Here is a 24,845-nt window from a genome sequence, read left to right on the forward strand (position 1 = left end):
CGTCACTCACCTCCCAGAGCATCGCGGTACCGCATGACGGTGCGCGGGGAGATGCCGTATTCGGCCGCGAGGGCCGAGACGGACTCGCCGGCCTGTGCGCGCTGCGCGATAGTGAGTCGAGTGTCCTGGTCAGGCACCGCGTAGGGGAAGAATTTCCCGGGGATGCCTCTTGTTTGCTGGTCCATACCTAAGTGTGACACGCAGCGTGTCATATCTGCAGAAACGCAACGCCTTTCGGAGCCAGACGACACCGATAGTCGAGTTTGCTACTCCTCGCCCAACAGCCCCCGCACCACCGCCGGGCCCAGTTCCCGTTCCCAGCGCTTCCGTCCACCGCGTGCGCAAGCGTGGATGATGCTCTCGCGCTCCCAGAGGTCGAGCTGCCGGATCTTCGCCTGCGCCTCTTGCCATCCCGCTGCGTACGAGCGGACGGTAGAGACGCTGATGTCAAACTCTTCCGCGAGCTGCTCGACCGGGATGCCGTCGCGCACAGCAGCGGCGATGTCCCTACGGACGCTGGGGTTGGGCACAGCGTGGGTGAACCTATCCGAGTTACTCATCATCCCGGCGCTCCTCGTCGTCCCACTGCTCGCCGTCGTCGCGCAGGTCTTCGGTGTCCGTACACGGGGTCGGATCTGTGCTCATGGCGGGATGATCACCGCGGCGGCCCGGTCATGGTGGTGTGGGGCGCGGCTACTCCGTCCGCAGCAACACCACCGTGTTGCCGATCGGGTCGTGGCACCACCAGCCCTGCCCGTCTCGCGTGCGCTCCGGCAGGGCGAAGGCCGTGTCCTGGAGCCGGGTCACCGCGGCCTCGGCATCGCCGCGGAACTCTAACCTGGTCGACGTGTGCGGCCGTTGCCCGGACGGATATACCTCGATCACGAGACCCGCGTCCGGCGAGGTAACCGACCAGTGCTGCGGCCCGTTGTCTCCGTGCCGTTCCCGTACCGGCTCTGCGTCGAGCACGGCACCGTAGAACCGGGCGGCGCGCGGCAGAGTCGGCTCGGGGCAGTAGATCACGAGCAGCGAGAGCCTCACGGCCGCTCCACTGCGTCGGCGTCGTCGGAGTCCAGCCACTCCACCTTGGCCGAGCCGAGCCCAGCAGCGAGTGCGGTGGCCGTCTCCCGCCACGAGGTCAGCTCCTGCCGCAGCCCGCCCCGCAGCGCAGCAGTCGCGAGGTTCCACACGCAGCGGACTCGGTCGGCGGGCGACAGTGCGAGCATCCAGGGGAGCCTCACCGTGCCAGCTCCTGCAGCAGGAATGTCACGCCGCCGAGCTCGACGTGCCCAGCCCGTTCGGGATGCGTCGGTGACGGTGTGACGGTGAACCCCGCCGCGGCAACCCGGGCCACCGCGGCGGCGTAGGCGCGCGCACCCAACGGCACCCATTGCCGCTTCGGCGCCTCCACAGGTTCGACCCGGAACAGGATGGTTCCGACGACCACCCGGACGACACCGCTGGGCAGTGCGGGCTCCGGTGTCAGGTCGAACCAAGCGGCGAGGAACGCGGCCACCGCCGCCACGTCGTCGGTCTCGATGATGCGCACCTCGCCCGTGATCGCATCGGGCGGACGTGACTCGATCACCTCCCTGATTCGTGCCTTCTCCGCGTCGGTCGGGTCGTCCTCGCAGAAGCTCACGCGGCCGTCTCCGCCACGATCATCACCAGATGCCGTTCCGCCGGCGTCGGTACCGCTTCGTCGACCGCGGTGATCGCCACCGGAGCGTCGAAGAGGGTGGACAGAAACTCGGCCAGCTGCATGATGTCCGAGACGCTCGCGCGGATCACCGGACGTGTGGCGGTAACGTTGCTCATGCCGAAATCGTGCCACGGGCTCCCGACGAACCATCAGTGGAAAACTGCAGTCGCTCAAGCCCGTTCGGTGATCCTGCAACACCACGCGACGCCGCCGCTGGTCCAGCCGAAGTTGCCGGATCAGGTGCACATGCACCAGTTCATGCATCCGCATATTCGGTCGCGACGTGTCAGTGGAGGCCGTCAGACTGGCCCACATGACGGAACCAGAGTCCCAGAACGGCTGGCCGCGGATCGACCCGGATGACGGGTGGGCGCAGATCCTGACCGACCTCCAACGCGACCTTCTCGAGATCGATCCGGGCCACACGGTGCGGCAAGTGAAGCAGAAGTTCGGGGTGCTCTGCGTCTACGTCACCGCGAGCGACCCCGCGCTTGCTGAAGCCGTTCACGAACGAATCACCGCGGCCGAGGAGCAGTCGACCCGCACGTGCGAGCGCTGCGGGTTGCCCGGGCGGATCCAGCAGAAGCCGAACGGCTGGCTGCAGGCGCTCTGCGGTGAGCACGCAGCCGAAGCCCCGAAGGAAGAGTGGGGGGAGGGCTGATGCCCACTACCGAAGACCGTGATCGCCGCGCTGCTGATCTGAGCGAGCGCGCAGGACTGGTGCGCGCGAACGGTTGGTTCGACTACGTGAACGTCTGGTCTGCCGGTGAAGTCCTTGGTGTCCGTGCCGTCTTGGGAGAGCCAGATGCAGTCGACGCCGCGGTGGAGCTGTGGGCACCCACGCTGTGGGGTACCGCCGCAGCCGAGGCTGACGCCCGCACCGGCTACGCGTCGACGCGGCGCTGGTTCCTCACACAGCAAGGTGTCGCCGCCCTCGACGTGCTTCATGACGCGGCGGAGAAGGTGGCTTCCCGCAGTGAGTTCCGCACCCTGGACGAATTGCGTTCGCGCCTTGCGGGACGCCGATGAAGTACGACCCGGATACCCACCGTCTCGAGCTCACGACCAGGAACATCACCTCGTTGCTCGACAAACTCGACGACCCGCAGAGCGCCCGCGCCATCGGGTCACCTTGCGGTCGGATCACCGTGCGCGCCGTCGAGGACGGCGACCGAACAAGCACCGACACGAGCGGCGGTGTCGTCACCGTCACACGCTCCGAGCTCGACGAGCTGCTGGCCGGGGAGACGGTGGCCGTGGGCGGGATCGCCCTGGTTCCGGTGCCCGACGCGGCGCACTACAGCAACCGCCCGGCGGGTGATGTGCTGATGCCCTCGACTGGTGAACTTCGCCGCGGTGTGATGGCGATGTCGCTTCGACACATCTGCGAGATCTGCGGTGTCGAGGAGATCCTCACCCCGGAAGAGGCGTACACGGCAGGCTGGGACTACCCGCCGAGGATGGGTGCGTTCGGGATCATCAGCCCGCGCACGTGTCCGCGATGCCCGATGTTCGGAACGGTGTGGGCGGCGCTCGCGTCGGACGGCTACACGGAGGACATGCTCACCGACACGCAGCGAGAGACCATGTCCAGGATCCTCGCGGAGCCGGGCTCGATCATGGTGCGGGAGACCCGATGAGCATCACCTCCAACGGCCACGCCCCGATCACGGACATCGCCGCCTGGCTGGCAGAACACGGCGAACACACCGCGCTCCGCGCCCTCGGAGAGCTGCTGCTCGGCGTCACCAGCTCCGAGCCACGCGCGGAAACCGCCGAAAGATTCACCCTGCGGCACACCGGAACTGCCACCTCCGCGGAGTTGATCGACGAGGAAGCCCACCTCACCGCCGTCACCCGCGTGACCGCTGCCCTGGCGCTGGCGGAGCTGATCTCCGCACACACCGCGGAAGTGGGGCCTCCCGAGCACACCGGCCCGCCCAGCTACACCCAGACCGAGATCGCAGCGGGTGAGCATGTGCGGCATCCGCAGGCGCTACGCGCCGGTTTCCCCGCCGGCACCGTGGCGCAGGTGCCGGTGGTGATCCGCATCGAGAGTCGCGCGGACAGCATCCATGACCCCGCCGTCACCGTGTACGCGGCGCGGGAGCACCAGCTCGCGGCGCAGGCGGTGCTGGACCAGATCATGGCCCGCGCCGATCAGCTGAACCCATACCGCGGCAGGGCAATAAGGGCGACTTTCGCCCGAGGTATTACGTTCACCGTGATCGACCTGCCCCCGCTGAGCCGCGAGACCATCGTGGTGCCGCCCGAGGTCTGGACAGAGATCGATCTCGGCGTACGAGCGGTGCGGGACCAGCACGAGCTGCTCAACGCGCACAGTCTCGGATGTAGGCGCGGGGTGCTGCTCGTCGGCCCGCCCGGGACCGGCAAGAGCGCCGTGAGTGCGGTGGTGGCGCGGGAGCTGCTGGCCAGCGGCTTCACCGTGATCTACGTGGAGGCGCGGGCCGGCCAGCACCTGCTCACAGCGGTGATCGAAGAGGCGCGGCGGCTTGGCGGTCCCATCCTGCTCGTGCTCGAAGATGTCGATTTGTACGTGCGGAACCGCGGAGAGGCTGGGGGCGCGGGCCTGTCGGAACTCCTTCAGGCGATGGACATCGAGCCCGACGCCCGCATCCTGACGCTCGCCTCCACCAACGATGCCAGCACGCTCGACGCCGCGGCGATCCGCACCGGCCGCTTCGACTCGATCGTCACGGTGGGCTACCCGGACCGCGACGCCGCGGCGCGCATCCTCACCGCGCTGGTGAGCGGGATCCCGGGCGAGGTGGACACCGCAGTAGTCGCGTCGCGCCTGCCGGATCAGACCTCCGGCAGCGACCTGCGCGAGATGGTGAGGCGTGCGGTGCTTTCCGGAAGCGGTGAGGTGTCCACCGCCGCGCTGCTACGCGAGATAGGCAGCGGGCGGTACCGGGCCACGCTGCCGGGGCAGGGGCAGTACCTGTGACCGACACCGAACCGCATCAGTGGCCGGCCTGCCCGTGGCCCGGGTGGGCACAGCTGTACGCGCACCTGATCCGCGAACTCCGGGTCCTGGACCCGGATCTGATCGTCGAGGAGTTCGGCGGTGCGGTGCTGTCGATCGGCACCGTCACCGCGTCCTCGGCTGAGGTCGCCGACGTGGTGTTCGACCGCATCGAGGAAGCGGAGGACCTGTCCGCGATCACCTGCGTGGTGTGCGGCGGCGACGGCAGCGGGTGGCCACCACTCTGCGCCGAGCACGACGGGTAGGCGTCAGTCGCCCAACGCCTCGTCGATCAGCCTCTCGATTTCCTTGTACGGCACCAGTACCCGCGCGCCGAGCCGCACCACACGGAGCCTGCCCTGCGCCCGCATCCGGTACATCTGGCTTCTGCTGATGCGCAACTCCTCGGCGGCCTCGGGCAGGCTGAGCAGACTGCGGACGCGCTCTGTGCCGTTGGGGATCATGCGGGCACGGTATGTCCTCCGTGGGATACCAGCAGACGAAATCGGTATAGCTTTTCCGTCGCGGTCCCGGGCGTCCTGTGCCCAAACAGCAATACCGGCAACGGGATAACCCGCTGCCGGTCTCGTTGCAGATCCTGTTGCACGTTCAGATCAGGCCGCGCGGTTGGCCGCGATCACCCTGTCGATCTCGGTGGCCTCCACCAACACGCGGCGGCCGAACCGCACCGCGATCAAGTCGCCGTTCTTCCTCATCCGGTAGAGATACTCACGGCTCACCCGCAAGCGCTGGGCGGCCTCCTCCATCGTGTACAGCTTCGGCGGCTCGGCCGCCACGTCGTTCTCGCTCATGTACTGATGGTCTCCTGGAGATACGACATACTCCACTGAGAGGTCGCCAGTGCCTTCGGCGTGTCGTGGGACCGGCAGAGAGGCAACCGTGCACGCTGAGACACAGCGTCGCGGGGGAGGGGTGTCCGCGCTGGTCGCAGGGGTGAAAGTTGACACCGTTCTGACACAATCGCCTCCTGCGGGAACTCCCACGGGGGCATCCGGGTGCACGTCAGTACACACCGGGTTAATCAGCTAACATCCTGTTTACCCAGTTCGCGGCGTCTTGAAAGCGAGAGACGGCTAACACCGTCCGGGGGTTCAAATCCCTCCGCCACCGCTCTTAACGCCGCAGCTGGACCGTGCGCAGCTGCGGATGTTCCGGTTCCCGCCCGGCTCGAACGGGCTGCCTCCCTCGCCAGCTGCGTGAGCAGCGGACCGCGCGTACCGGTTAGCACGGTCTAGGGCGGGGCGCCGGTGATCCTCTCAGCGAGGCCCCTCGCCCGGCAATAGATTTACGACTGCGGCCGCGTGATCAGTTGCGTGCGCACAGGAGTGGAGCCGGTGGTCAGGTCCAGCACCGGGCAATGCGCGTCCACGGCTTCCTGAAGTTCGCGGTACCGCTCGTCGCTGTCCGGCCCGGAGACCGTCACCGTGACGCGGATCTGCTGGAAACCTGGCCGGACGCTGTCGTCCAGGCCGAAGAATCCGCGGACATCGAGGTCTCCCTCGGCGCTTGCGCTGAGCGTGTCGACGTGAATCCCCAGCCTCTCGGCCCAGAAGCGGTAGGTCACGACCTGGCAGGACAGCAGCGATGCCAGGTAGTACTCGACGGGGTTGGGTGCCGTGTGCTGACCGCCAAGGCTCGGTGGCTCGTCGACGTGGACGCGGTACTTGCCGAGGGTGATCTCGCTGCCGACGGCGCCCTCCGGCTGGGCGGACGCCTTGAACACCACCGTCGCGGCGCTCGGGTTGTCGGCGACCGCCGCTCGGGTCGCATCGGTGATCGCGTTGAGGGATGTTGTCGAGGCAGTCACGCGCGGTGACGTTAGTCCGATCACCGCCGCGAAGGGAGGTTTGCGTCCGTGGTGAATCCAACCCTCCGAGGGCGTGGGCCTATTTAAAAGGAGAAGTATCCTCTAAAGTGGAATCATGGCTGACAGAGAAACGCTCCCACTGGCCGGGCGCAGGGACGAAGACCTTCCCGGGCACTGGCTGCTCGCGCGACTGGGCAAGCGCGTCTTGCGTCCGGGCGGGCTTGAGCTGACCACCCGTCTCCTGGCCGCCGGAAAGGTGACTGACGCCGATGTGGTGGAGCTCGGGCCGGGGCTCGGCCGGACCGCGCGCGACATCGTGGCGCTGCACCCGCGGTCCTATGTCGGTGTCGATGACACCGCGGCGGCTATCTCATCGGTGCGCGACGTTGTCGCACCGTGTGGTGGCCGCGTGATCGTCGCGGACGCCGCCAGGACGGGGCTGCCCGATGCCAGCGCCGATGTCGTGGTCGGCGAGGCAATGCTGACGATGCAGACCGATAAGGCCAAGCGGGCCATCGTGGACGAGGCCTACCGGGTGTTGCGGCCGGGCGGGCGGTACGCGATCCACGAGCTTGGGCTGACACCGGACTCCGTGGACACCGCCACCAAGGACGACATTCGCCGGGCCCTAGCCCGCTCGATCAAGGTCAACGCCCGGCCGCTCACCGTGGCCGAGTGGAGCGAGTTGTTGAGGGCGTCCGGATTCGAGGTGGTGAGCACCGACCGGGCGCCGATGGCGCTGCTCAACCCGCGGCGCGTCATCGCCGATGAGGGCATTGTTGGAGCTTTGCGGCTGTTGAAAAACGTTCTGCTGCATGGCGCCGCGCGCAAGCGAGTGCTCGCGATGCGCCGTACGTTTCGGCACCACAGAGATGCGCTGACGGCGGTCGCCGTGGTGGGAGTCCGGCCCGAATGACGGCTCACCGCGGGGCGGGTCAACAGCGGGAGCGCGTCCTGGGGCTGCTGAGGGAGGCGCCGCAGCCGGTCGGTGCGCAGCACATCGCCGATAGTCTGCGGATCCACATCACCACGGCGCGCTTCCACCTCAAGACCCTGGAAGAGCAGGGGCAGATCGTCCGGCGCGGTGGCAGTGCAGGCCAGAAGGCGGGCAGGCCCAGCCTCGCCTACGCGATCGCCCCACGGCTCGACTACGCCGATGTCGTGTCACTGTTCGCAGTTCATCTCGGTGGCACCCCCGCCGAGCGCGAATCACGAGCGGCGTTGGTGGGGGCCGATCTGGCACACCGGGTAAACGTGGCACGGCACCGGGCCGCGATCCCTGCGGCCGATTTGGTCGTGGAAACCCTTGGAGAATTGGGGTTTACAGTGCACTCCACGCTGATGTCCTTTGGGCGAACCACCGTGCAGATTTGTTCCTGTCCACTTGCCGAGATCGCCGAGACTGCCCCGGAAGTGGTTCGCGGAATCCAGCGGGGTCTCATCCAAGAAGTTCTCGATGTCAACGCCGAGGCGGTCGGCGGGCAGTTCCAGGTGACTGTCGCACCGGATGCCGGTCACGGGGACTGCACGGTCAGCCTGACTCTGGATCCACAGGTGAAGGGAGATAAGTCATGGATGTCATCTCGATAACTGCTCTAGGGGAGGAGCAGGCCGAAACAGCGCGGAACGCGCACAGTGGTCGGTCCGCGCACACGGTGCACGGTGGCAGGGACCACGCACTGAAGCAGGTGGTGTTGGCCCTCGGTGCCGGCCATAAGCTTGCCGAACACGAAAACCCTGGCGAAGCAACATTATTGGTGCTCAGTGGGCGGGTGGAGCTCGCGACGGCGACCGCGAAGGCCGCGCTGGCCGCCGGCGATTACGTGGTAATCCCGCGAGAGCGGCATGACCTCACCGCGGTCGAAGACTCGGCGGTGCTGCTGACGGTGGTGGGCCGGGCGGGCTGAGCTCGTCGAGTGCATATCAGGTGCAGGGCATTTCGATGAGATGCCTGCGCGCGGTATGCACTCGACGAACGCTGCTCTACGCCTTGGGCCCGCCGCTTTCCGCCAGGCGCCGCACCGCGTCGATGAAGACGTCGATCTCGTCAAAGGTGTTGTAAAACGCGAACGACGGCCGCACCGTCTGCTCCAGCCCCAGCCGGCGCAGAATCGGCTGCGCGCAGTGGTGCCCGGCGCGCACCGCGATGCCGTCGGCGTTGAGCGCCTTGCCAACTTCCACCGGATCGTGTCCGTCGAGCACGAACGACAGCACCGACGCCTTGTGATCGGCCGTTCCGACCAGCGTTACGCCGGGGATCGCGGCCAACTGCGGTGTGGCGTACTCCAGCAGCGCATGTTCGTATTCAGCGATCCGGTCGATGCCGATGCGCTCCACATACCGCAGTGCCTCACCCAGTCCGACGGCGTCCGCGATGTTGCCGGTGCCCGCCTCGAACTTGTTGGGCGGACCCTGGAACACCGCGCGCTCCAGGGTGACATCGGCGATCATGTTGCCCCCGCCCTGCCACGGTGGTGTCTCGGCCAGCGCGTCCTCGCTGCCGTACAGCACGCCGATCCCGGTGGGGCCGTAAATCTTATGACCCGAGAAGACGAAGAAATCGGCGCCGAGTTCCTGCAGGTTCACCGTGAGGTGCGGTACCGATTGCGCACCGTCGATGAGTACGCGTGCGCCATAGCGGTGCGCGATCTCGACGATCTGCTTGGCTGGTGTCACCGTGCCCAGCGCGTTGGAAACCTGGGTGGCCGCAACCAGTTTGGTACGCGGACCGACCAAGTCTTCCAGCTCGGACAACAGCAGGTTACCGGCGTCGTCCACCGGGGCCACCTTGATGACGGCGCCGGTCTTCTTCGCGATCTGCTGCCACGGAACGATATTGGCGTGGTGCTCCAAGTGGGTGATGACGATCTCGTCCCCGTGCCCGAGGTGCTTGCCGCCCCAGGCGTGCGCCACCAGGTTGATGGCCTCGGTGGCCCCGCGCACAAAGATGATGTTCTCGTCCGCCTCGGCGCCCAGGAACTTGCGGACGGCGCCGCGGGCATCCTCGTACGCGTCGGTGGCCCGTGCCGCCAATTCGTGTGCGGCACGGTGGATATTCGAGTTCTCGTGCTGGTAGAAGTGCACCAGCCGATCGATCACCGACTGCGGCTTCTGCGTGGTCGCGGCGTTGTCGAACCAGATCAGTGGCTTACCGTTCACTGTCTCGGACAGGATCGGGAAATCCGCCCGAATCGACGCGACATCGAAGGCGCGCGCGTCTTCGTGAATTGGTGCCGCGGCCGGCGCCCCGCCCAGGAAGTAATAGTTCGCCTCGTCGCCGCCGGTCGGCGCCACCGGGGTCGTCCAACCCAGGTTCGGCACCCCGGGTGCATCCGAGTGCGGAGCCACGCGAGGTGAGGTGGCGGCTGGTGCGCCGGAGTTCACCGAAGGGATTGCGAGCACCCCGGGGATCGTCGGAACCAGCCCCGAGGGAACGGCGAAATCGGCCAACCCCGTCGTGGGATAAGTCGGATAACCGGTTGCGGTGGTGTGTGCGGCGGATGTACCCGATGTCAGGTCACCGCCACCACCGCGCGGAGCCACCGGCACCGCTCCGGGAATTCCGTCGGGGGTCGCCGAACCGAAGGCCGTAACCGGCGGAGCCACCGTTGCCGTCGACAGGGCGTCCGCCACCGGTGCCGGTGCGTACGGACTGGCCAACGAGCCTGCCGTGGCTGCGGCGGACGAGCCCGCGGTCGCGTCCGGGACGTTGCCCCGGGGCGCCACGGGTACGGCCGGCCCCGGAGTGTCGATACCCGGTGCTCCGGAAGGTGTTGCCTCCCAGAACAGCTGAGTGGCCAAGGCCGACAGCTCCGCCGCGGATGGGAAGCCAGGTGGGCTGTCGGTTACCGGAATCGCGTCACTTGTAGACATGGAACTTGTCCACCTGCACATCGTCGAGAACGGCAAGTGCGTCATCGGTCAGCACAGCCAGCGACGAATACAGGGTGACGAGGTATGAGGCGATGGCCGACCGGTTGATGCCGGTGAACCGCACCGAGAGACCCGGCGCCTGCTCTCCGACCAGACCGGGCTGGAACAGGCCGACGACGCCCTGGCGCTCCTCGCCGGTGCGCACCAGCAGGATCTTGGTCTTGGCGTCCTTCACGGGAACCTTGTCCGACGGGATGATCGGGATACCGCGCCAGGTGATGAACTGCGCACCGAACAGGCTCACCACAACCGGCGGCACGCCGCGGCGGGTGGCCTCGCGGCCGAATGCCGCCACACCCAGCGGGTGGGTCAGGAAGAAGCCGGGGGTCTTCCACACCTTGGTGATCAGGGCGTCCAGGTCATCCGGGGTGGGGGCGCCACCGAGGGTCTTGATGGTCTGCTCTGGCGTCGCCTGGGCCAGCAGGCCGTACTCGGCGTTGTTGATGAGCTCGCTTTCCTGACGTTCCTTGATGGACTCGATGGTCAGGCGCAGCTGCTGGGCGATCTGGTCGTGCGGGCTGGAGTACAGATCAGAGACCCGGGTGTTGATGTCGAGCAGCGTTGAGATGGTCCGCAGCGTGTACTCGCGCGGGTTGGTCTCGTAATCGACGTAGGTCTGCGGCAGCGGGGCCTCACCCTCGCCCTGCTCTTCGCTGTGGATCGCAACCTTGTCGGGGTTGATCACGCGGTTCACGCGGTAGATGCCGGCCTCGACGGGGACCCAGTTCAGCAGGTGCAGTAGCCACCGCGGGGTGATCGTCGACAGCTGAGGGACGGTCTTGGTGGCATTGGCTAGCTGCCGTGCGGCGAGATCGCCGAGGGCCTGGGATTCGTTCTTGGCAGCGGGCACAGCGGTTTCCTCCTGGGCGAATGGGATTAAGACCTGATGTCTGAAATCCTAATCGGGATTGGGTCGGCGCATCAGGTAACGAACACCCGTGCGCCAAACTCCGCAGGACGGGGTTTGGGTGACCCGCGGTAGCGCGGCGGGTTCGCCGCGCGGGTGCCCGCGGTGGGGTGGAGAGCCGGCAAAAATCCGGCCGCCTGGCCAGACGTACGTAGACTGGATGCATGCAGCACGTCGCACCATCGCACCGACTTCGGGCGATCAGCGGGCTGCGCGCCGACACCTTCGGGGCGCGCAGCGCCGCCGTGTGTTGCTGTTGTTGTTGATTCCCTAACCCCGCCCCTGGCATCCCAGCAGAACGTCCTTCGACGTTATCGAGCTTCTGGGCTGCAATCCGCCGGCACAAGGATCAACCAACCCATGACCACTCATTCTTTGCTATCGCTCGTCGAATGGCCGTCTGCCCGCATCACTGGGAGGCGTCACGGCCACAACGCCGAGGTGCTCCCACAGCGCCTGACTAGGTACCGCGGGGGCACCTATTCGTCCACCGTGGACGAGGTCGTGTTCACTGACGGCACTTCGGCTCGCACAGATTTAATTCGCCTCAACCCCACCATCGCGGCGTACTCGCTGGATATCGCGGGGATCGCACCCAACCTGCCGTCGGGCTACGCGGTGGCGGACTGGCTGTCGGTGGCGAACCTGCGGGCTCGCACCCGCGAATCGCAGGTCGCCTGGATCTTGGCCAACTCGTTCCCTGCGTTGTCGACGGCGCAGCTGAGTCGCCGGTTGCGCGCGGCCGGATACCTGAGTGAGGCCAATATCAAGGACCACGAGGCCATCGCCGGAACGCAGGCGGCCATCTGGTTCCTCACCAACGGCGTGGAGCTGGACACCGTGGCGCGCAACGTGCCCACAGCGACCCGAAAGTCGCCGTCCTTCATCGAGTTTGAATTCAAGGAACGCCCGCAGCTGGGCGGCCTCACAGTGCGTACCGGTGTGGGGCAGAAGTCGGCCAGCGTTCGGCTGCACGCATCTGTCAATGGCGCTGTATGGCGTGAGGTGTCCTCCTCGGAGTTGAGCTTCGCTCAAGGTGAGGCGCGATACGTCAAGACATTGGGCGTGGGTGCAACGGTCGCCGAAACTCAGCATGGTGCACCGGATCTCGGCTATCGCTTCTATCGCCTGTATGTGCAGGGCGGCACCGATGACGTCGAGGGTGTCGAGTTCTGGCTGCATGATGCGCGCAACCACCGCAACGCCGACCGTGTCGTGCAGCTGTACCAGTACCTATTGGAGCAGTCGCTGATCGCCGCCGGTCAGGTGGGCCATCCCCCCGTGATCGATGACTCGCAGGCGGTCATGGCCGCGGGCCTCATGGGTCCGTTTGTGGTGGATTCGCAGCGCCCGGTTCTGCTTTCACTCTCCGAGGGCGCCAAGGCAATGGACATCTCCGGGGCCGAGCTCACGGGACTGGTGGACTCAGGTACGCGCTTCTATGTGCGTCCCGCGGAGTGCGTTGCCGCGGTGACGGTCTCGGTGGTTGACCCGGTAGCGAGCGCCCGCGTACTCACCGGAGTGGCTGCGGGGCCGTTGACACCGCTGGCATTGGTGCTCCCGGATGCGCGGGAGGTCGTCGAGCTCACCGTCGAGTGGGCCGAAGCAGCACAACTTTCGCGGGTGAGCTAGCGCCAGGCGCGCGCGAATTCAAGGAATGCGTCGTTCTCCTCGGGCGCCCCAATGGTTACCCGTACACCGTCGGTTCCGAAAGGGCGCACGATGATTCGAGCCTCTGCGGAGGCCTGCGCGAACTCTGTCGAGCGTTCGGCCAGCGGTAACCATACGAAGTTCGCCTGCGATGGTGGCACGTCGTACCCTGCCTCCCGGAGTGCACTGGTTACCCGGATACGCTCGGCGACAACATCATTGGTCCGGGTGAGGAGCTCTTCCGCGGCACCGAGCGAGGCCACGGCGGCGGCCTGAGCGAGGCTGGATGCGCTGAACGGTACGTACACCTTGCCCAGCGTGGCGATCACGTCAGGATCGCCGATCGCATAGCCCACGCGCAGACCCGCCAGGCCATAGGCCTTTGAGAAGGTGCGCAACACAACCACATTGGGGTGATCGCGCACCAGTGCGATGCCATCGGTGAAGTCCTCGCGTACGTACTCGATGTAGGCCTCGTCGATCGCGATGAGGATATGAGCCGGCACCGTCTCGACGAACCGCCGCAGATCGGCGGGCGGCACCACGGTGCCGGTCGGGTTGTTCGGGTTGCAGACGAAGATCAGCCGCGTGGCGTCTGTCACGGCGGCGGCCATGGCATCAAGGTCGTAGGTGTAGTCGGTCAGCGGCACCTGGACCGGGGTGGCGCCGGCCACACGCACCACCAGGGGGTACGTCTCGAAGGAGCGCCAGCCGAACAGCACCTCATCGCCGACCGTCGCGGTGATTTGTACAAGCTGCTGGCACAGGCTCACAGATCCGCATCCCACCGCGATGTGTTCGGGCGCCATGTCCACGTGCTTGGCCAGGTGCGAGCGCAGCTCGGCGTACCCGTTGTCGGGGTACCGGTTGATCCGTGCGGTGGCCTCGACGATGGCTGCCCGGACGCTGGGAAGCGGTCCCTGCACGGTCTCGTTACTGGCCAGCTTGATGGCGCCGGGGACGGTGCGGCCCGGGGTGTACGCCGGCAGCTCGGTCAGCTCGGGGCGTAGTCGCGCGGGGACCGATGAGCCGCGTGCGCGACGAGGATCAGACACGGCCATCAGACTATCGGTGCATGTTGGACCGGACGACGACCGACGGCTTTGCCTTCCGGCCGCGCGGGCCTGTACTCTGTGCCCTCGGCGGTTCCGAATCCATTTATGGGTTCGGAGTACCGCTCGGGAAGTTCAGGAGGCGTGCCAGAGCGGCCGAATGGGACTCACTGCTAATGAGTTGTCCCCTTTACGGGGGACCGGAGGTTCAAATCCTCTCGCCTCCGCGTCGGTCTGCAGGCCAAACCTGTTGACCTGCAACAATTGAATAGCACGCGCCCGTAGCTCAACGGATAGAGCATCTGACTACGGATCAGAAGGTTAGGGGTTCGAATCCCTTCGGGCGCACCAGGACTTCTTCTCGAGTGAGTGAGAAGCTATGACACAGGTTCAACGGTATTTCCCGCACCCTCCCCATGATGTGTGGTCGGCTCTCGTCGATCCGGCATCGTGGTGGGGCAAACCTGACACCCCGCCGGTGGACGTCACCGTGGGGAGCACGTTCACGATGACCACCGTTCAGGTGGTGGGAACTCGGTTCACCGGTGTATTCGAGGTCGAGTTTCTCGACGCCGTCCCCTACGAGCATTTGACCCTGGGGCTTCACGCCCACGCCGGCACGGGGCAGTCGGCCCGGTGGACACGTCACGTGGCCTTTCGTGAGCACGAGGGCGGCACGCTGCTGACGGTGACAAACAGAGGTGTCAATCTCGACGACGTCGATGAACGGATTCTGCTTCGGGTCGTCAAAGAGATCCAGGAGACCGAGTTGTACGGCATTGCCAAACTGCTGGATCAGCCGCGCCCGTGATCCCGTGGGCGCGGTGCAGGGGTTCGCTGCGCCTCGCAAGACGGGGCGCTACCTGCGCCGATAGACTTACAGCATGACGGCGGCGCGTACGACGGAGTTAGCTACGTTTGGCGCGAGTCTTCGCGATCAGTTCGATGTGTTCCTCGATGAGCACAGGTCCTTGCTCCACGATTGTCTCGATGGTTTGACCGAGGAGGAGGCCCGGCGCTCGCTGGTTCCTTCCCGCACCACGCTCCTCGGTTTGGTCAAGCATGTGACGTTTGTGGAGGGGGTGTGGTTCAACGAGGCGATCACATGTCGCTCCCGCGCTGATCTGAGACTTCCCTTGACTCCCGACGAGTCGTTTGTTCTGGAACCCGCAGATGACATCCTGTCTGTCCAGCGCCGATACCGCGATGCTTGTGCCGCGTCGAAGCAACGGGTCGCTCCACTTGCCCTGGACGATCTGGTCATGGGCAACAGGCGAGGTCCATTGCCCTTGCGCTGGGTGTACTTGCATGTGCTCAGGGAGTTGGCACAGCATTGCGGCCACGCCGACATCTTGCGAGAGCAGATCATCACGCAGCGGTAGTCCGGTCCCCCCGGCCCGTCATCATGTGACCCATTCCTAGGCCCCAGGCGTCGATAGCCCGCCGCGCAGCTGTCGGAAGCCCTGTCGGACAATCTCTTCGGGTTCTCCCTGCAGTCCCGTATCGGTGCTTGCCAACTGGATGATCGTCGAAAGCACAGCGTAGGCGGCATTGCAGACCAGGCGCGGATACAGGTCGAGGTCGCGGTCCAGGCCGGTGCGCCGCGCGACTTCGGCAAGCACGGAGCCGTCCTCGTTGCTTGGTTCTGCCGCGGCGTGGGCGGCCAATCCGGGGCTCAGCTTGGCGAGGCGCGTGACCGCGACAACGGTATCGATGGCCTCGGAGGTGACCAGGCCCAACATGGTTGCCTCGAGTGAATCGATGATCGGTTCCTCGTCGGGGCGTGAGCACAGCAGCTCCACTCCGGTGTCGCCGTACTGGCGCATCAAGAACAGTACGGCGTCTTCCTTGCTGGTGAAGTAGTTGCGAAAGGTACGCGACGAGACGCGCGCAGCGTCCGCGATCTCGTCGACCGTGACCGCCGCAAGGTCGCCCCGGTCCAGTGCCAGTTCCAGGGCGGCGCGGCTCAGCGCCAGCTTGGTCTCGGACTTTTTCTGCTCGCGCAGGCCGCTGGTCGGTGGCATGTGGCCATAGTAACAAACCTTCCATTTAGGGAAACTTTTCCAAAAAAGGAAACGTTCTAAGGGTAGATCCGGCGTCAGGGTGAGGCCGGGAGCATGAAGAAGAGGCAACTGACATGCGGAAACTACTGGCCTCAGTGGGTATCGCCGCCGTGCTGGCGGCCGGGGGCGTCGCGCTGGCAGGTCCGGCCGCGGCGGCTCCGTGCGGAAACGTTGTGGTGTGGGGTAACGGTGGCGGCGTCTGCGAGTCGGACTACGCGCCCGACGGCAGTTTCACGCGCTGCGACACCGTGTATGTGCTCGGCATCGGCGGGACGAACTGTTACCGGGTGTACCCGTAGACGCCTGCGGGTAACCGTGGCGGTCGCACCTGGGACGTCCCGTACCAGAAGCTTCCCGGCGCGGTGTCCAGTCCGCTACCGTCCCCCACATGGTTGAGGACTTGGCAGCTGACTACGTCATCGTGGGCGCGGGATCGGCGGGGGCGCCGCTGGCCACCCGGCTCTCCGAACGCACCAACGATCAGGTGCTGGTGTTGGAAGCGGGCCCCAAGGACAAGGACATGGGAATTCACATTCCCGCCGCATTCTCGAAGCTGTTCCGCAGCGATGTCGACTGGGACTATCTCACCGAGCCGCAGCCCCAGCTGAACAACCGCCAGATCTATTGGCCGCGAGGAAAAACGCTGGGCGGCTCGTCCTCCATGAACGCGATGATGTGGGTGCGTGGATTCGCGGCCGACTATGACGACTGGGCAGCTGTCGCCGGCGATCAATGGTCGTTCGCGAATGTCGCGCCCTACTTCAAGCGCATCGAGACGGTGGAGGGCGCGACCGAAAGTGACGAGGGCACCGAGGGCGCGCTGAAGATCTCCAAACAGCGCAGCCCCCGCTCCAGCACCGCGGCGTGGCTGGAGGCCGTCAAAGAGGCCGGATTTGATGTCGAGCGGGCCAATACTCCTGAACCCAAGGGGTTCTCGGAAACCATGGTGTGCCAGAGCGGCGGCCGCCGGTGGAGCACCGCGGACGGTTACCTCAAACCCGGCCTGCGGCGGCGCAACCTGAATGTGGTCACGGAGGCCCAGGTACGCCGGGTGCTGTTCGATGGCGCCAGAGCCATCGGTGTCGAGTATGTACGTGACGGCATCACCCATACCGTGCGAGCCCGGCGCGAGGTGATTCTGAGCGGCGGTGCCATCAATTCCCCTCAGCTGCTGATGCTTTCGGGGATCGGTGATGCCCAGCGCCTTGCCGAGCTTGGTATCGACGTGATTGTCGATGCCCCGCAGGTCGGCCAGAATCTGCTCGATCACCTGTGTTGCCCGGTGGGCTATGCGGTGGAATCCGACTCGCTCTACGGCGCGGAAAAACCGCTGCAGCTCGCCAACTACTTCCTGCGCCATCGCGGCATGCTCACCTCAAATGTCGGGGAAGCATACGGATTCCTGCGCAGCCGGGCCGATCTCGCGCTACCCGACCTGGAGCTGATCTTCGCGCCCGCACCGTTCTTCGACGAAGGCCTGGGTGAGGCCACCGAGCACGCCATCGTGATGGGCCCGATTCTGCTCAAACCGGAGAGCAGCGGCGCGATCACCCTGACCTCACCGGACCCGCTGGCCAAGCCGCGCATCGATCCGCGCTACCTGAGCGATGCCGCCGGACAGGACCGCGCCGCCATGATGTTCGGACTGCGGACCACCGCCCGCATCGCCGAGACGCCGTCGATGCGGGCGATACTCGGCAAGATCCTGCGACCGAGAAATCCCAGCGACAACCTGGAGGAGACACTCGTGGCCGCGCTGGAGAACAACTCACACACGCTGTATCACCCTGTCGCTACCTGCCGGATGGGGACGGACGAGGCCAGCGTGGTTGCTCCGGATCTCACCGTGCGTGGTGTGCGGGGACTGCGGGTGGTCGATGCGTCGGTGATTCCGAGCCTCATCCGTGGTCACACGCATGCTCCCTCGGTGTTGCTCGGCGAGAAGGCTGCCGATTTGATTCTTTCTCCACAAGCATGAAACCGATCCGCGTCTCCGAACGTCTGACTGGATAGAGTCATCGATGAGGAGTTAGCGGAGGGAAATCATGAGCGACGAGTTCGGTGTCCGGACCGAGGAACTCGCGGCCATTTCCAAGACGTGGCTGGGTGAGACGCTGCACATCAACGACATGCCGTGGACCTCATTTCAGGACGCTTCGGGTTCGGGAAGTGAAGTGCTGGCCGCCATCCGCGATACCGCATCCCCCGGAATCAAGGCGATGTCCTCGATTGCCCGCCGATTCTCGGATATGGCCGGGCTTGTCGATACCTTCGCCACCAATGTGACGGCGCAAGACGAGAAGACCGCCACGTCGTTCGACGCGCTCAAGCCACGCTGATGCGCCCGACGATCAGTGCACTCCGGGGCTGGAATCTTGACGCGCTCAGCAAGGCTGCTGACATCGCTCGCGACAACGCCCAGACGCTGGACGCGTCGTTGGACTCGTGCGACCGTGTGTTCAACGATGCCTCGGGCTGGTTTGGCAAGACGCACGATGCGGCGCGGTCCAAGGTCGACCAGGAGCTGGACCACGGTCGGGAGGTCCGGAATGTCCTGAACCGGTTATCCGATGATGCCGAGGATGCGGGACGAACACTCAAGCACGCCAAGGAGTACACGCTTCAGGACGTGGACGCCGCTGTCGCCGAGGGATTCACGGTTACCGATACCGGAGAGGTCAGCCACCCGGATTCGACGAAGGCACAGGCCGCCGCCGACCACCAGCGCAGGATTCAGGCGGGTCTGGACGAGGTGGCTCGGCTGGACGAGATGTACGGCAGGAAGCTGCGGGAAGCCGTCAACGATCTGGACGCCATGCGCGACGGGCAGCAGGACGTCACGTTGCCGACGGGGGAGAAGATCGATCCCGACGCGCTCGTCGACCGGGTGCGTGGCATGTCCGAGGAAGAGCGTCGTGCGTTCCTGGAAGGGCTGCCCCCCGAGACGGTGCATCAGATGGTCATCGCCGACCCCGAGTTCATGGGGAACACCAACGGGGTGCCCTTCGATGTTCGTGCGGACGCCAATGAGATCAATATCAGGAGCGCACTCATCGACGAACTGCAGAGGCCCACGCCCGATCAGGCGCGGGTCGATCAGCTCAGGGCGATGCTCGCTCCCATGGATGACCCGTTCGCGACGGTTCCTGCCGGAGGTTCCCCCGCCGACTTCAAGGTCGATCGCAAGTTCGTCATGTTCTCCACGGAGGGCAACGGCCGGATGATCGAACAGATCGGCGACCTCAAACCTGGGGCGCCGGGTGTCGGGGTCTATGTCCCTGGCACCAATACCAACCTCAACGGCAGTAGAAACAACCACGATTCGGCCGTCAATCTGGCGAAACAGAGCGGGTCGCCGGTCTTCCTCTATATGGAGAACGATTTTCCACAGGGGCTGGACAAGGCGACCGACCCGTCGTACGGATTGGCGATGGCACCGCAGCTCGTCTCGTTCGGCAAGGAGCTCGACGCGGAGGTCGCCCGGCAGGCGCCCGGTACGCCCACTACCTACATTGGGCACTCGTACGGCGGATCCGTTGTCGGCACAGCAGAACAGATGGGACTACGCGCCGACCGCGTGTTGTACGCATCGTCCGCGGGCACAGGCATCCTCAGCACCGAGTGGCACAACCCCAATCCAAATGTCCAGCGGTTCTCCATGACCGCGCCCGGCGACCTCATCGGTGCCGCACAACTTGCGCCACGAGACAGCGATATCCCCACTCGATTCTCTCCGTTTCCCGGGGTCAATCTGGACCTTCCGCCGGTGATTCCGCGGGCTCCGGACGGCGATATCGGTAACCCGCATGCGGGTAATCCGCTTGGCGGAGACCCAGATTCGATTCCCGGAGTCACCCGTCTCGATACCGGCTACTACAGCGACGAGAACAAGAATCATCCCGGTCAGGTGGTGTTCGGCCCGAATGGGCACGGTAGCTACTGGGATGATCCGAAGTCCGATGCGTTCCAGAACATGGCGAATGTGATCAAGGGCGGCGAGGTGACCTCCTATGTCGAACGCGGCATTGAGTCGAACAATGTCGACATCAACCTCGGGGACGACAGCAGCTTGAACGAGTCGGTGAAGGACATCGCCAAGGCGTACGGCGATCAGTGGCTGTCCGGGGCCAAGATCGGCCCATTCACGCTGCCGACCAATCCCAAATGGGAAGACCCTTACGGCAATCCGCATGTTACGGACAATCCGGGCCTTGGCCGGAAGGTGCAGGTTCGATGAGGCGCGCATGGACGGCCGCAGTGGCGGGATTGACGATGCTGGTTGCGGTTTCGTGCAATTTCGGTGCGGACAGTGAGCAAGGAGGCAGTAAGAGCATGGAACCCACGTCGGTAAAGATGTCCGAAGCGCTGCGGGTCACGGCCGAGAATCTGGCGTTCGTCACGGCGGAGAAGGTGCAGCCGGGCGTCAACGACGTCGAGCGGATGGGCTGCCGGACGAGCTACAACTCGGCCCTCCCGGAGGGCCCGCCGTGGTGGTTGCGTCTGCAGCGCGATTTCGCAGACCCCACTCCGGAGCTGATCTCTGGCGTGCTGGATCGCCTCGAATCACTGTCGGGCAAGGGATTTCGCCGCCAAGAAAGCAAGCGGCCGGAGCCCGAGCCGCACAACAGCCGGACCTATCGTGATGATGCCGGCTACATCGTGAGCGCACGTGAAGACGTGCGCGGCAATGGGGTCCACGTGTATGTGGTCACCGCGTCGTCCCCCTGCGCCAACGAGGACTAGCGGTAGGTCACCAAATCCCGGTTGCCGCCATCGCCGATCAGATGGGTGTGGTCGTTGAAGGCGAGCAGGCTCACGCCGCGCTTGCCGTTGACCAGCGAGGTGATCGACGAGTTGATGACAACACGTTGTGCGGTAAGCCAATTCGATACGCGCCCGCCGCTATCTGTGGCCCAGAGGTCCGCGACGATCATCCCGATGACTCCGGCGGACGTGGCCACCACGGTGTCACCGTCGCGCTTGGCGGCATCGGCCATGGCGGCCAGCACGCGCTGCTGGAAGCGGGTGTAGCTCTCTGCGTAGCCACCGGATGAATCGGTGCTTGCCCATTTCGCCAGGCCGTCTTCCAGAATGGCCTGGGTGTCACCTTTGGCCAGGCTCTTGACGGTGTTGACCGACGCGAGGCGGCGCATCCGCGAGTTGCCGACAATCTCCTTGTAGTCGTACTCATCCCAACGCTCGTCCTGTTGCGGCTCGGATCCCAGAGCGACCGCGATGGCCTCACCGGTCTGCCGTTGCCGCTTCATCCCGCCATGCAGGAGCCGGGCGCCACTGAGGCCGCGGCGAGCCAGCTCGGCCGCCACGGCGTCGGCCTGTCGCTGTCCGGCGCCGGTCAACGGGCTATCGGGGCTGCTGGAGTAGTTGGCAGCCTGGCCATGCCGGACCAGGTAGATGACGCCCATACAGGGAATCGTATCGACTAGCCGCCGTCGAGGAGTCGCCGCTTCTCTGACTCGAACTCCGCATCGGTCAACGCGCCGGAATCACGCAGGGCAGCAAGAGATTTGAGTTGCTCAATGCGAATTCCATCATCAGTGGGTTCATAGGATGTGCCCGGCTGTGCGGTTACCGGGGGTGATGGGCGGACAGTCCGTGATCTCGTCAGCAGATAGGCGATCCAGCCCAGCGCCGCGGCCCCGAACAATCCGGCGAAGCCCCAGGTGAGAGGCCAATACGGGCTGCCGTGGCCGAAGGCGAGGCGTGGATTGACGAACCCGTTGACCTCGCCCTCGACCTGCACGTCGTACGTACCGGCGGCGGAGATCTGCGCGACCCACACCCGGCGGTGGGCATCGCCGTTCACCGTTGTCGAGCTGCCAATGCTCTCGCGGACCTGGGGTTCTGCCACCCCGTCGGGAGGAAAGATGGACAGGCCAAGCTGGGGGATGAGCAGCCCGTTGTCGCCGGACACCCAGGAGCGGAAGCTGATGGTCACCTCGCCGGCCGGCAGTTCCAGCCGCGTGTTGCCCGGGATCTTCACCTCGCCGTAGGCGTCGTACTCATCGAACACGAACACGTTCAGGATGAGGGACACGATGATGCCGATAACCCCGCCGATGGTCATCGTGGTGAGAGTCAGTACCGAGGCCCGGCGCATGCTCATGTGCCGAAGTCTGTCACGTGCCGCGCCAACCGCCCTAGCATCGGACAGATGGACTTCGCCCCCTCTGCCCGCGCCGCTGAACTGACCGCCGCCGTCCGGGAGTTCATCGACACGGAGATCATGCCGGTGGAGCGCGCGGTGCTGGCCCATCATGACCGGCTGCTGGGTGCGCGCGCCGGCACGACGGCTGAGCTCTGGGCTGTCCCTCCGGAGCTGGACGCGTTGAAAGCGAAGGCGCGCGCGGCGGGGCTGTGGAACCTCTTCCTGCCAGATCCGGAGTTGGGTGGCGGGCTGTCCAACTCCGAGTACGCGCCGCTGGCCGAGCAGATGGGCCGATCGCTCTTCGCGCCCACCGTATTCAACTGCAACGCACCAGATTCCGGGAACATGGAAGTGCTACACCGATACGGTAGCCAGGAGCAGAAGGAGGTCTGGCTCGAACCGCTGCTGGAGGGCGATATCCGGTCTGCCTTCTGCATGACCGAGCCCGATGTCGCGTCCTCCGATGCCACGAACATGGCGGCTACCGCCGTCGTCGACGGTGACGAGGTGGTGATCAACGGCCGCAAGTGGTGGAGCACCGGCGTCGGTCATCCTGATTGCAAGGTGATCATCTTCATGGGGCTGACGGACCCCGCCGCGCATCGGTACGCGCGCCACTCGATGGTGCTGGTCCCGATGGACACCCCGGGCGTCACCATCGAACGGATGCTGCCGACGATGGGGTTCTACGACGAGCCGGGTGGCCACGGCGTGGTGTCCTTCGAGAATGTGCGGCTGCCCGTGGATGCCTTCATCGCGGGACCGGGCAAGGGATTCGAGATCGCCCAGGGACGGCTGGGACCGGGCCGGGTGCATCATGCGATGCGCCTGATCGGCCTGGCCGAGGTGGCGCTGGAGCACGCGTGCCGGCGCGGACTGGACCGCACCGCGTTCGGAAAACCGTTGGTGAACCTGGGCGGAAACCGCGAGCGCATCGCCGACGCCCGGATCGCGATCAACCAGACCCGGTTGCTGGTACTGCACGCCGCCTGGCTGCTGGACACCGTGGGCATCATGGGTGCGTTGTCGGCAGTCTCGGAGATCAAGGTGGCCGCACCGAATATGGCTCAACAAATCATCGACATGGCGATCCAAATCCATGGCGGCGGGGGGCTTTCCCATGATTTCCCGTTGGCGGCGGCCTGGGTGAACGCCCGTGCGCTACGGCTTGCCGACGGTCCCGACGAGGTGCATCGCGGTGTGGTGGCCCGGATCGAACTGGCCAAATTCGCTACCGACTGATGGTGAGCGCGTAACGCATACCGCGGTGCAGGCTCGCTCCTACCAAGAGTCCCAGTGCGATCGAGAAGATCGCCATGCAGGTGTCGAGCAGCGCGGTGAGGTTGGCATGTCCGGTGGCAGCGACCTCGCTGACATTCACGAAGCTCAACGCGCCTGGCACCAGGCACCAGAAAGCGGCCAGTAGCAACACGATTGCGGAAGGCGCGCCCTTGAATCGCGCCGCGAACAGGGCGAAGGGAACGACGGCGACCGCCCCGATGAAGCCGGTCATCGCCGGTGCCAGGAACAGGCCGCCGAGTCGCTGTCCCAACATGGCGACGCCGATCGCCATAATCAGCCAGATGAGCGATCCGCGCGGTGCGGACTTGTACAGGTAGAACCCCACCGCGATCACCGGTACCGCCAGCGCGATCGTCCAGCTGCCCAGCGGCGGCCCCAGTGAAGAGGGCTCCAGGGGCCCAGCCACTTTCACACCGATGACCACGCCGAACGCCAACAGCATCAGCTGTGCGATGCCGTACACGATGCGGGTGGACCCGGCCATCAGCTGGGTACTCGTTAGCTCTAACGCTCCGATGGTGAGGGTCACTCCGGGGAGCACGGCGATCAGAGCCGGCGCCACCACTCGGGCAAGACCCTCGCTGGGCACATTCGCGACGATGAAGGTGCTGATCACCGTCACCACAAAGGCGGCCACGGCGGGCATCGTGGCGGCCAGGGTGGGCATGGGATTGGTCGCCAACATCAGCACGCCGACGATCAGTCCCAGTACCAGGTAGGCGGGCAGTGCCGAGGAGGTCGGCGCCAGCGCGAGTCCGAAGCCGAGGGTCAGAATGGTGTGCCCGACGACGGTGAGGATGGTCCCGAAACGTGGTTTCAAACAGCGGATCTCGTAGATTCTTGCGATGGCCTCCGCTGGTGCGATCGCCCCGGCGGAGGCCATGTCGGCGATGGTGTCGATATGGCCGGCCTGGTCCAACTGTGCTGTGCTGCGGGTGGATTCCTCCACTTCCAGCTGCCCGGTCACGCCGTCGATCTGGATGATCAGCACCGTGGGCAGGACGACGGCGCGTAGCTCCTTATCGGTGTATTGCGGTGCGATATCGTGCAATTTGGCCAACACCAGGTTTGTGGGCTGACCGACCTCGAGCATCGCGATGCCGAGCATCCGCAGCATCGTGACAACCTCGGCGTCGTCGAAATGCTTCGCGTCAGCCAGTGGTATGGGCTTGTCCTTGAGAGCTTTCCGGACAAGCGCGGAGAACGTGGCCACGGCCATATTGTCCAGGCAGACGTTCATCAACGTTGGGTGAAAC

General features: G+C 65.5%; 33 protein-coding genes, 2 tRNA genes and 1 pseudogene. 19 read left to right on the forward strand and 17 right to left on the reverse strand.

Annotated elements, in window-relative coordinates:
* Positions 1-2: 2 nt before the first annotated feature.
* The 6 genes from B4394_RS14335 to B4394_RS14360 form a co-directional block, all read right to left on the reverse strand.
* Positions 3-185: a helix-turn-helix domain-containing protein gene (locus B4394_RS14335; protein ID WP_176138316.1), complete on the reverse strand. Its 183-nt coding sequence runs from the start codon at positions 183-185 to the stop codon at positions 3-5.
* 81 nt (positions 186-266) lie between these two features.
* Positions 267-563: a helix-turn-helix domain-containing protein gene (locus tag B4394_RS14340; RefSeq protein ID WP_286142069.1), complete on the reverse strand. Its 297-nt coding sequence runs from the start codon at positions 561-563 to the stop codon at positions 267-269.
* A 130-nt stretch (positions 564-693) separates the two neighbouring features.
* A complete protein-coding gene (locus tag B4394_RS14345) occupies positions 694-1,041 on the reverse strand; it encodes a VOC family protein (RefSeq protein WP_078315407.1) in 348 nt (115 codons plus the stop codon).
* Positions 1,038-1,226, reverse strand: a complete 189-nt coding sequence (locus tag B4394_RS26030; protein ID WP_078315408.1) for a hypothetical protein — start codon at positions 1,224-1,226, stop codon at positions 1,038-1,040. The genes B4394_RS14345 and B4394_RS26030 overlap by 4 nt, the downstream gene beginning before the upstream one ends.
* Positions 1,227-1,237: 11 nt before the next feature.
* A complete protein-coding gene (locus B4394_RS14355) occupies positions 1,238-1,642 on the reverse strand; it encodes a hypothetical protein (protein WP_078315409.1) in 405 nt (134 codons plus the stop codon).
* Positions 1,639-1,818 carry a hypothetical protein gene (locus B4394_RS14360; RefSeq protein WP_078315410.1) on the reverse strand — a complete coding sequence of 60 codons (180 nt, stop codon included), beginning with the start codon at positions 1,816-1,818 and terminating at the stop codon, positions 1,639-1,641. Before B4394_RS14360 ends, B4394_RS14355 begins: the two co-directional genes overlap by 4 nt.
* A gap of 197 nt (positions 1,819-2,015) precedes the next feature.
* Here B4394_RS14360 and B4394_RS14365 point away from each other — a divergent pair, with 197 nt between their 5' ends.
* Genes B4394_RS14365 through B4394_RS14385 form a run of 5 tightly spaced genes read left to right on the forward strand, consistent with a single transcriptional unit; the run spans position 2,016 to position 4,954 of the window.
* The gene (locus B4394_RS14365; protein WP_139360200.1) at positions 2,016-2,363 is read left to right on the forward strand and encodes a hypothetical protein; all 348 of its coding nucleotides are present in this window, start codon (positions 2,016-2,018) and stop codon (positions 2,361-2,363) included.
* Positions 2,363-2,731 carry a hypothetical protein gene (locus B4394_RS25420; protein ID WP_176138317.1) on the forward strand — a complete coding sequence of 123 codons (369 nt, stop codon included), beginning with the start codon at positions 2,363-2,365 and terminating at the stop codon, positions 2,729-2,731. The genes B4394_RS14365 and B4394_RS25420 overlap by 1 nt, the downstream gene beginning before the upstream one ends.
* Complete coding sequence (locus tag B4394_RS26035) at positions 2,728-3,342, forward strand: hypothetical protein (RefSeq protein WP_502688527.1); 615 nt, start codon at positions 2,728-2,730, stop codon at positions 3,340-3,342. Before B4394_RS25420 ends, B4394_RS26035 begins: the two co-directional genes overlap by 4 nt.
* Entirely contained in the window at positions 3,339-4,670 is a 1,332-nt protein-coding gene (locus B4394_RS14380; RefSeq protein WP_078315412.1) for an AAA family ATPase, read from the forward strand. Before B4394_RS26035 ends, B4394_RS14380 begins: the two co-directional genes overlap by 4 nt.
* Positions 4,667-4,954, forward strand: coding sequence for a hypothetical protein (locus B4394_RS14385; protein WP_078315413.1), 288 nt, complete (start codon positions 4,667-4,669; stop codon positions 4,952-4,954). The genes B4394_RS14380 and B4394_RS14385 overlap by 4 nt, the downstream gene beginning before the upstream one ends.
* Before the next feature lie 3 nt (positions 4,955-4,957).
* On the opposite strand, the gene B4394_RS14390 is transcribed toward B4394_RS14385, so the two are convergent.
* From B4394_RS14390 to B4394_RS14400, 4 genes and pseudogenes are all read right to left on the reverse strand, one after another.
* On the reverse strand, positions 4,958-5,152 hold the full coding sequence (locus B4394_RS14390) for a helix-turn-helix domain-containing protein (protein WP_078315414.1): 195 nt from the start codon (positions 5,150-5,152) through the stop codon (positions 4,958-4,960).
* A 150-nt stretch (positions 5,153-5,302) separates the two neighbouring features.
* Positions 5,303-5,500: a helix-turn-helix domain-containing protein gene (locus B4394_RS14395; RefSeq protein ID WP_078315415.1), complete on the reverse strand. Its 198-nt coding sequence runs from the start codon at positions 5,498-5,500 to the stop codon at positions 5,303-5,305.
* 230 nt (positions 5,501-5,730) lie between these two features.
* Positions 5,731-5,823 (reverse strand): annotated as a pseudogene (locus tag B4394_RS25765) (hypothetical protein); the annotation flags it as partial.
* A 171-nt stretch (positions 5,824-5,994) separates the two neighbouring features.
* Positions 5,995-6,516: an OsmC family protein gene (locus B4394_RS14400; protein ID WP_078315417.1), complete on the reverse strand. Its 522-nt coding sequence runs from the start codon at positions 6,514-6,516 to the stop codon at positions 5,995-5,997.
* Positions 6,517-6,631: 115 nt separating this feature from the next.
* Between B4394_RS14400 and B4394_RS14405 the strand changes: the two genes are divergently transcribed.
* The 3 genes from B4394_RS14405 to B4394_RS14415 are packed head-to-tail and all read left to right on the forward strand — an operon-like array spanning position 6,632 to position 8,423.
* The gene (locus B4394_RS14405) at positions 6,632-7,432 is read left to right on the forward strand and encodes a class I SAM-dependent methyltransferase (RefSeq protein ID WP_078315419.1); all 801 of its coding nucleotides are present in this window, start codon (positions 6,632-6,634) and stop codon (positions 7,430-7,432) included.
* Positions 7,429-8,106 carry a helix-turn-helix transcriptional regulator gene (locus B4394_RS14410; protein WP_078315420.1) on the forward strand — a complete coding sequence of 226 codons (678 nt, stop codon included), beginning with the start codon at positions 7,429-7,431 and terminating at the stop codon, positions 8,104-8,106. The genes B4394_RS14405 and B4394_RS14410 overlap by 4 nt, the downstream gene beginning before the upstream one ends.
* The gene (locus B4394_RS14415) at positions 8,088-8,423 is read left to right on the forward strand and encodes a cupin domain-containing protein (protein ID WP_078315422.1); all 336 of its coding nucleotides are present in this window, start codon (positions 8,088-8,090) and stop codon (positions 8,421-8,423) included. Before B4394_RS14410 ends, B4394_RS14415 begins: the two co-directional genes overlap by 19 nt.
* A 76-nt stretch (positions 8,424-8,499) precedes the next feature.
* On the opposite strand, the gene B4394_RS14420 is transcribed toward B4394_RS14415, so the two are convergent.
* Positions 8,500-10,389: a family 2A encapsulin nanocompartment cargo protein cysteine desulfurase gene (locus B4394_RS14420; protein ID WP_078315424.1), complete on the reverse strand. Its 1,890-nt coding sequence runs from the start codon at positions 10,387-10,389 to the stop codon at positions 8,500-8,502.
* A complete protein-coding gene (locus B4394_RS14425) occupies positions 10,376-11,299 on the reverse strand; it encodes a family 2A encapsulin nanocompartment shell protein (protein ID WP_078290701.1) in 924 nt (307 codons plus the stop codon). Before B4394_RS14425 ends, B4394_RS14420 begins: the two co-directional genes overlap by 14 nt.
* A 417-nt stretch (positions 11,300-11,716) precedes the next feature.
* Between B4394_RS14425 and B4394_RS14430 the strand changes: the two genes are divergently transcribed.
* Complete coding sequence (locus tag B4394_RS14430; RefSeq protein ID WP_078315425.1) at positions 11,717-12,988, forward strand: thioester domain-containing protein; 1,272 nt, start codon at positions 11,717-11,719, stop codon at positions 12,986-12,988.
* Here the strand turns inward: B4394_RS14430 and hisC are convergent.
* Positions 12,985-14,061, reverse strand: a complete 1,077-nt coding sequence (gene hisC, locus B4394_RS14435; RefSeq protein ID WP_286142070.1) for a histidinol-phosphate transaminase — start codon at positions 14,059-14,061, stop codon at positions 12,985-12,987. The genes B4394_RS14430 and hisC overlap by 4 nt on opposite strands.
* A 135-nt stretch (positions 14,062-14,196) precedes the next feature.
* Here hisC and B4394_RS14440 point away from each other — a divergent pair.
* The 4 genes from B4394_RS14440 to B4394_RS14455 all read left to right on the forward strand — a co-directional run bounded on the left by B4394_RS14440 (position 14,197) and on the right by B4394_RS14455 (position 15,440).
* Positions 14,197-14,285: transfer RNA gene (locus tag B4394_RS14440), tRNA-Ser, on the forward strand.
* Between the two features lie 48 nt (positions 14,286-14,333).
* Positions 14,334-14,409 (forward strand) — tRNA-Arg (locus B4394_RS14445).
* Positions 14,410-14,437: 28 nt separating this feature from the next.
* Positions 14,438-14,869, forward strand: a complete 432-nt coding sequence (locus tag B4394_RS14450; RefSeq protein WP_078311259.1) for an SRPBCC family protein — start codon at positions 14,438-14,440, stop codon at positions 14,867-14,869.
* Between the two features lie 73 nt (positions 14,870-14,942).
* Positions 14,943-15,440 carry a DinB family protein gene (locus tag B4394_RS14455; RefSeq protein ID WP_078311258.1) on the forward strand — a complete coding sequence of 166 codons (498 nt, stop codon included), beginning with the start codon at positions 14,943-14,945 and terminating at the stop codon, positions 15,438-15,440.
* A gap of 36 nt (positions 15,441-15,476) precedes the next feature.
* Here the strand turns inward: B4394_RS14455 and B4394_RS14460 are convergent, their stop codons facing one another.
* Positions 15,477-16,082: a TetR/AcrR family transcriptional regulator gene (locus B4394_RS14460; protein ID WP_078311257.1), complete on the reverse strand. Its 606-nt coding sequence runs from the start codon at positions 16,080-16,082 to the stop codon at positions 15,477-15,479.
* Positions 16,083-16,195: 113 nt separating this feature from the next.
* On the opposite strand from B4394_RS14460, the gene B4394_RS14465 reads away from it, so the two are divergent.
* The 5 genes from B4394_RS14465 to B4394_RS14485 all read left to right on the forward strand — a co-directional run bounded on the left by B4394_RS14465 (position 16,196) and on the right by B4394_RS14485 (position 20,864).
* A complete protein-coding gene (locus B4394_RS14465; RefSeq protein WP_078290653.1) occupies positions 16,196-16,420 on the forward strand; it encodes a hypothetical protein in 225 nt (74 codons plus the stop codon).
* 89 nt (positions 16,421-16,509) lie between these two features.
* Positions 16,510-18,099 carry a GMC family oxidoreductase gene (locus B4394_RS14470; protein ID WP_078311256.1) on the forward strand — a complete coding sequence of 530 codons (1,590 nt, stop codon included), beginning with the start codon at positions 16,510-16,512 and terminating at the stop codon, positions 18,097-18,099.
* Between the two features lie 67 nt (positions 18,100-18,166).
* On the forward strand, positions 18,167-18,460 hold the full coding sequence (locus tag B4394_RS14475) for a hypothetical protein (RefSeq protein WP_030096068.1): 294 nt from the start codon (positions 18,167-18,169) through the stop codon (positions 18,458-18,460).
* On the forward strand, positions 18,460-20,358 hold the full coding sequence (locus B4394_RS14480; protein WP_078315429.1) for an alpha/beta hydrolase: 1,899 nt from the start codon (positions 18,460-18,462) through the stop codon (positions 20,356-20,358). Before B4394_RS14475 ends, B4394_RS14480 begins: the two co-directional genes overlap by 1 nt.
* Complete coding sequence (locus tag B4394_RS14485; RefSeq protein WP_139360202.1) at positions 20,355-20,864, forward strand: hypothetical protein; 510 nt, start codon at positions 20,355-20,357, stop codon at positions 20,862-20,864. The genes B4394_RS14480 and B4394_RS14485 overlap by 4 nt, the downstream gene beginning before the upstream one ends.
* Here the strand turns inward: B4394_RS14485 and B4394_RS14490 are convergent.
* Positions 20,861-21,544 carry a histidine phosphatase family protein gene (locus B4394_RS14490; RefSeq protein ID WP_078311253.1) on the reverse strand — a complete coding sequence of 228 codons (684 nt, stop codon included), beginning with the start codon at positions 21,542-21,544 and terminating at the stop codon, positions 20,861-20,863. The genes B4394_RS14485 and B4394_RS14490 overlap by 4 nt on opposite strands.
* A 17-nt stretch (positions 21,545-21,561) precedes the next feature.
* Positions 21,562-22,245, reverse strand: a complete 684-nt coding sequence (locus B4394_RS14495; RefSeq protein ID WP_078315431.1) for an SHOCT domain-containing protein — start codon at positions 22,243-22,245, stop codon at positions 21,562-21,564.
* A 48-nt stretch (positions 22,246-22,293) separates the two neighbouring features.
* Between B4394_RS14495 and B4394_RS14500 the strand changes: the two genes are divergently transcribed.
* On the forward strand, positions 22,294-23,529 hold the full coding sequence (locus tag B4394_RS14500; RefSeq protein WP_078315432.1) for an acyl-CoA dehydrogenase family protein: 1,236 nt from the start codon (positions 22,294-22,296) through the stop codon (positions 23,527-23,529).
* Here B4394_RS14500 and B4394_RS14505 read toward each other — a convergent pair.
* The gene (locus tag B4394_RS14505) at positions 23,519-24,829 is read right to left on the reverse strand and encodes a threonine/serine exporter family protein (protein WP_286142071.1); all 1,311 of its coding nucleotides are present in this window, start codon (positions 24,827-24,829) and stop codon (positions 23,519-23,521) included. The genes B4394_RS14500 and B4394_RS14505 overlap by 11 nt on opposite strands.
* Positions 24,830-24,845 lie beyond the last annotated feature (16 nt).

Source organism: Mycobacterium sp. D16Q16, from assembly GCF_002013745.1.
Classification (GTDB): domain Bacteria; phylum Actinomycetota; class Actinomycetes; order Mycobacteriales; family Mycobacteriaceae; genus Mycobacterium.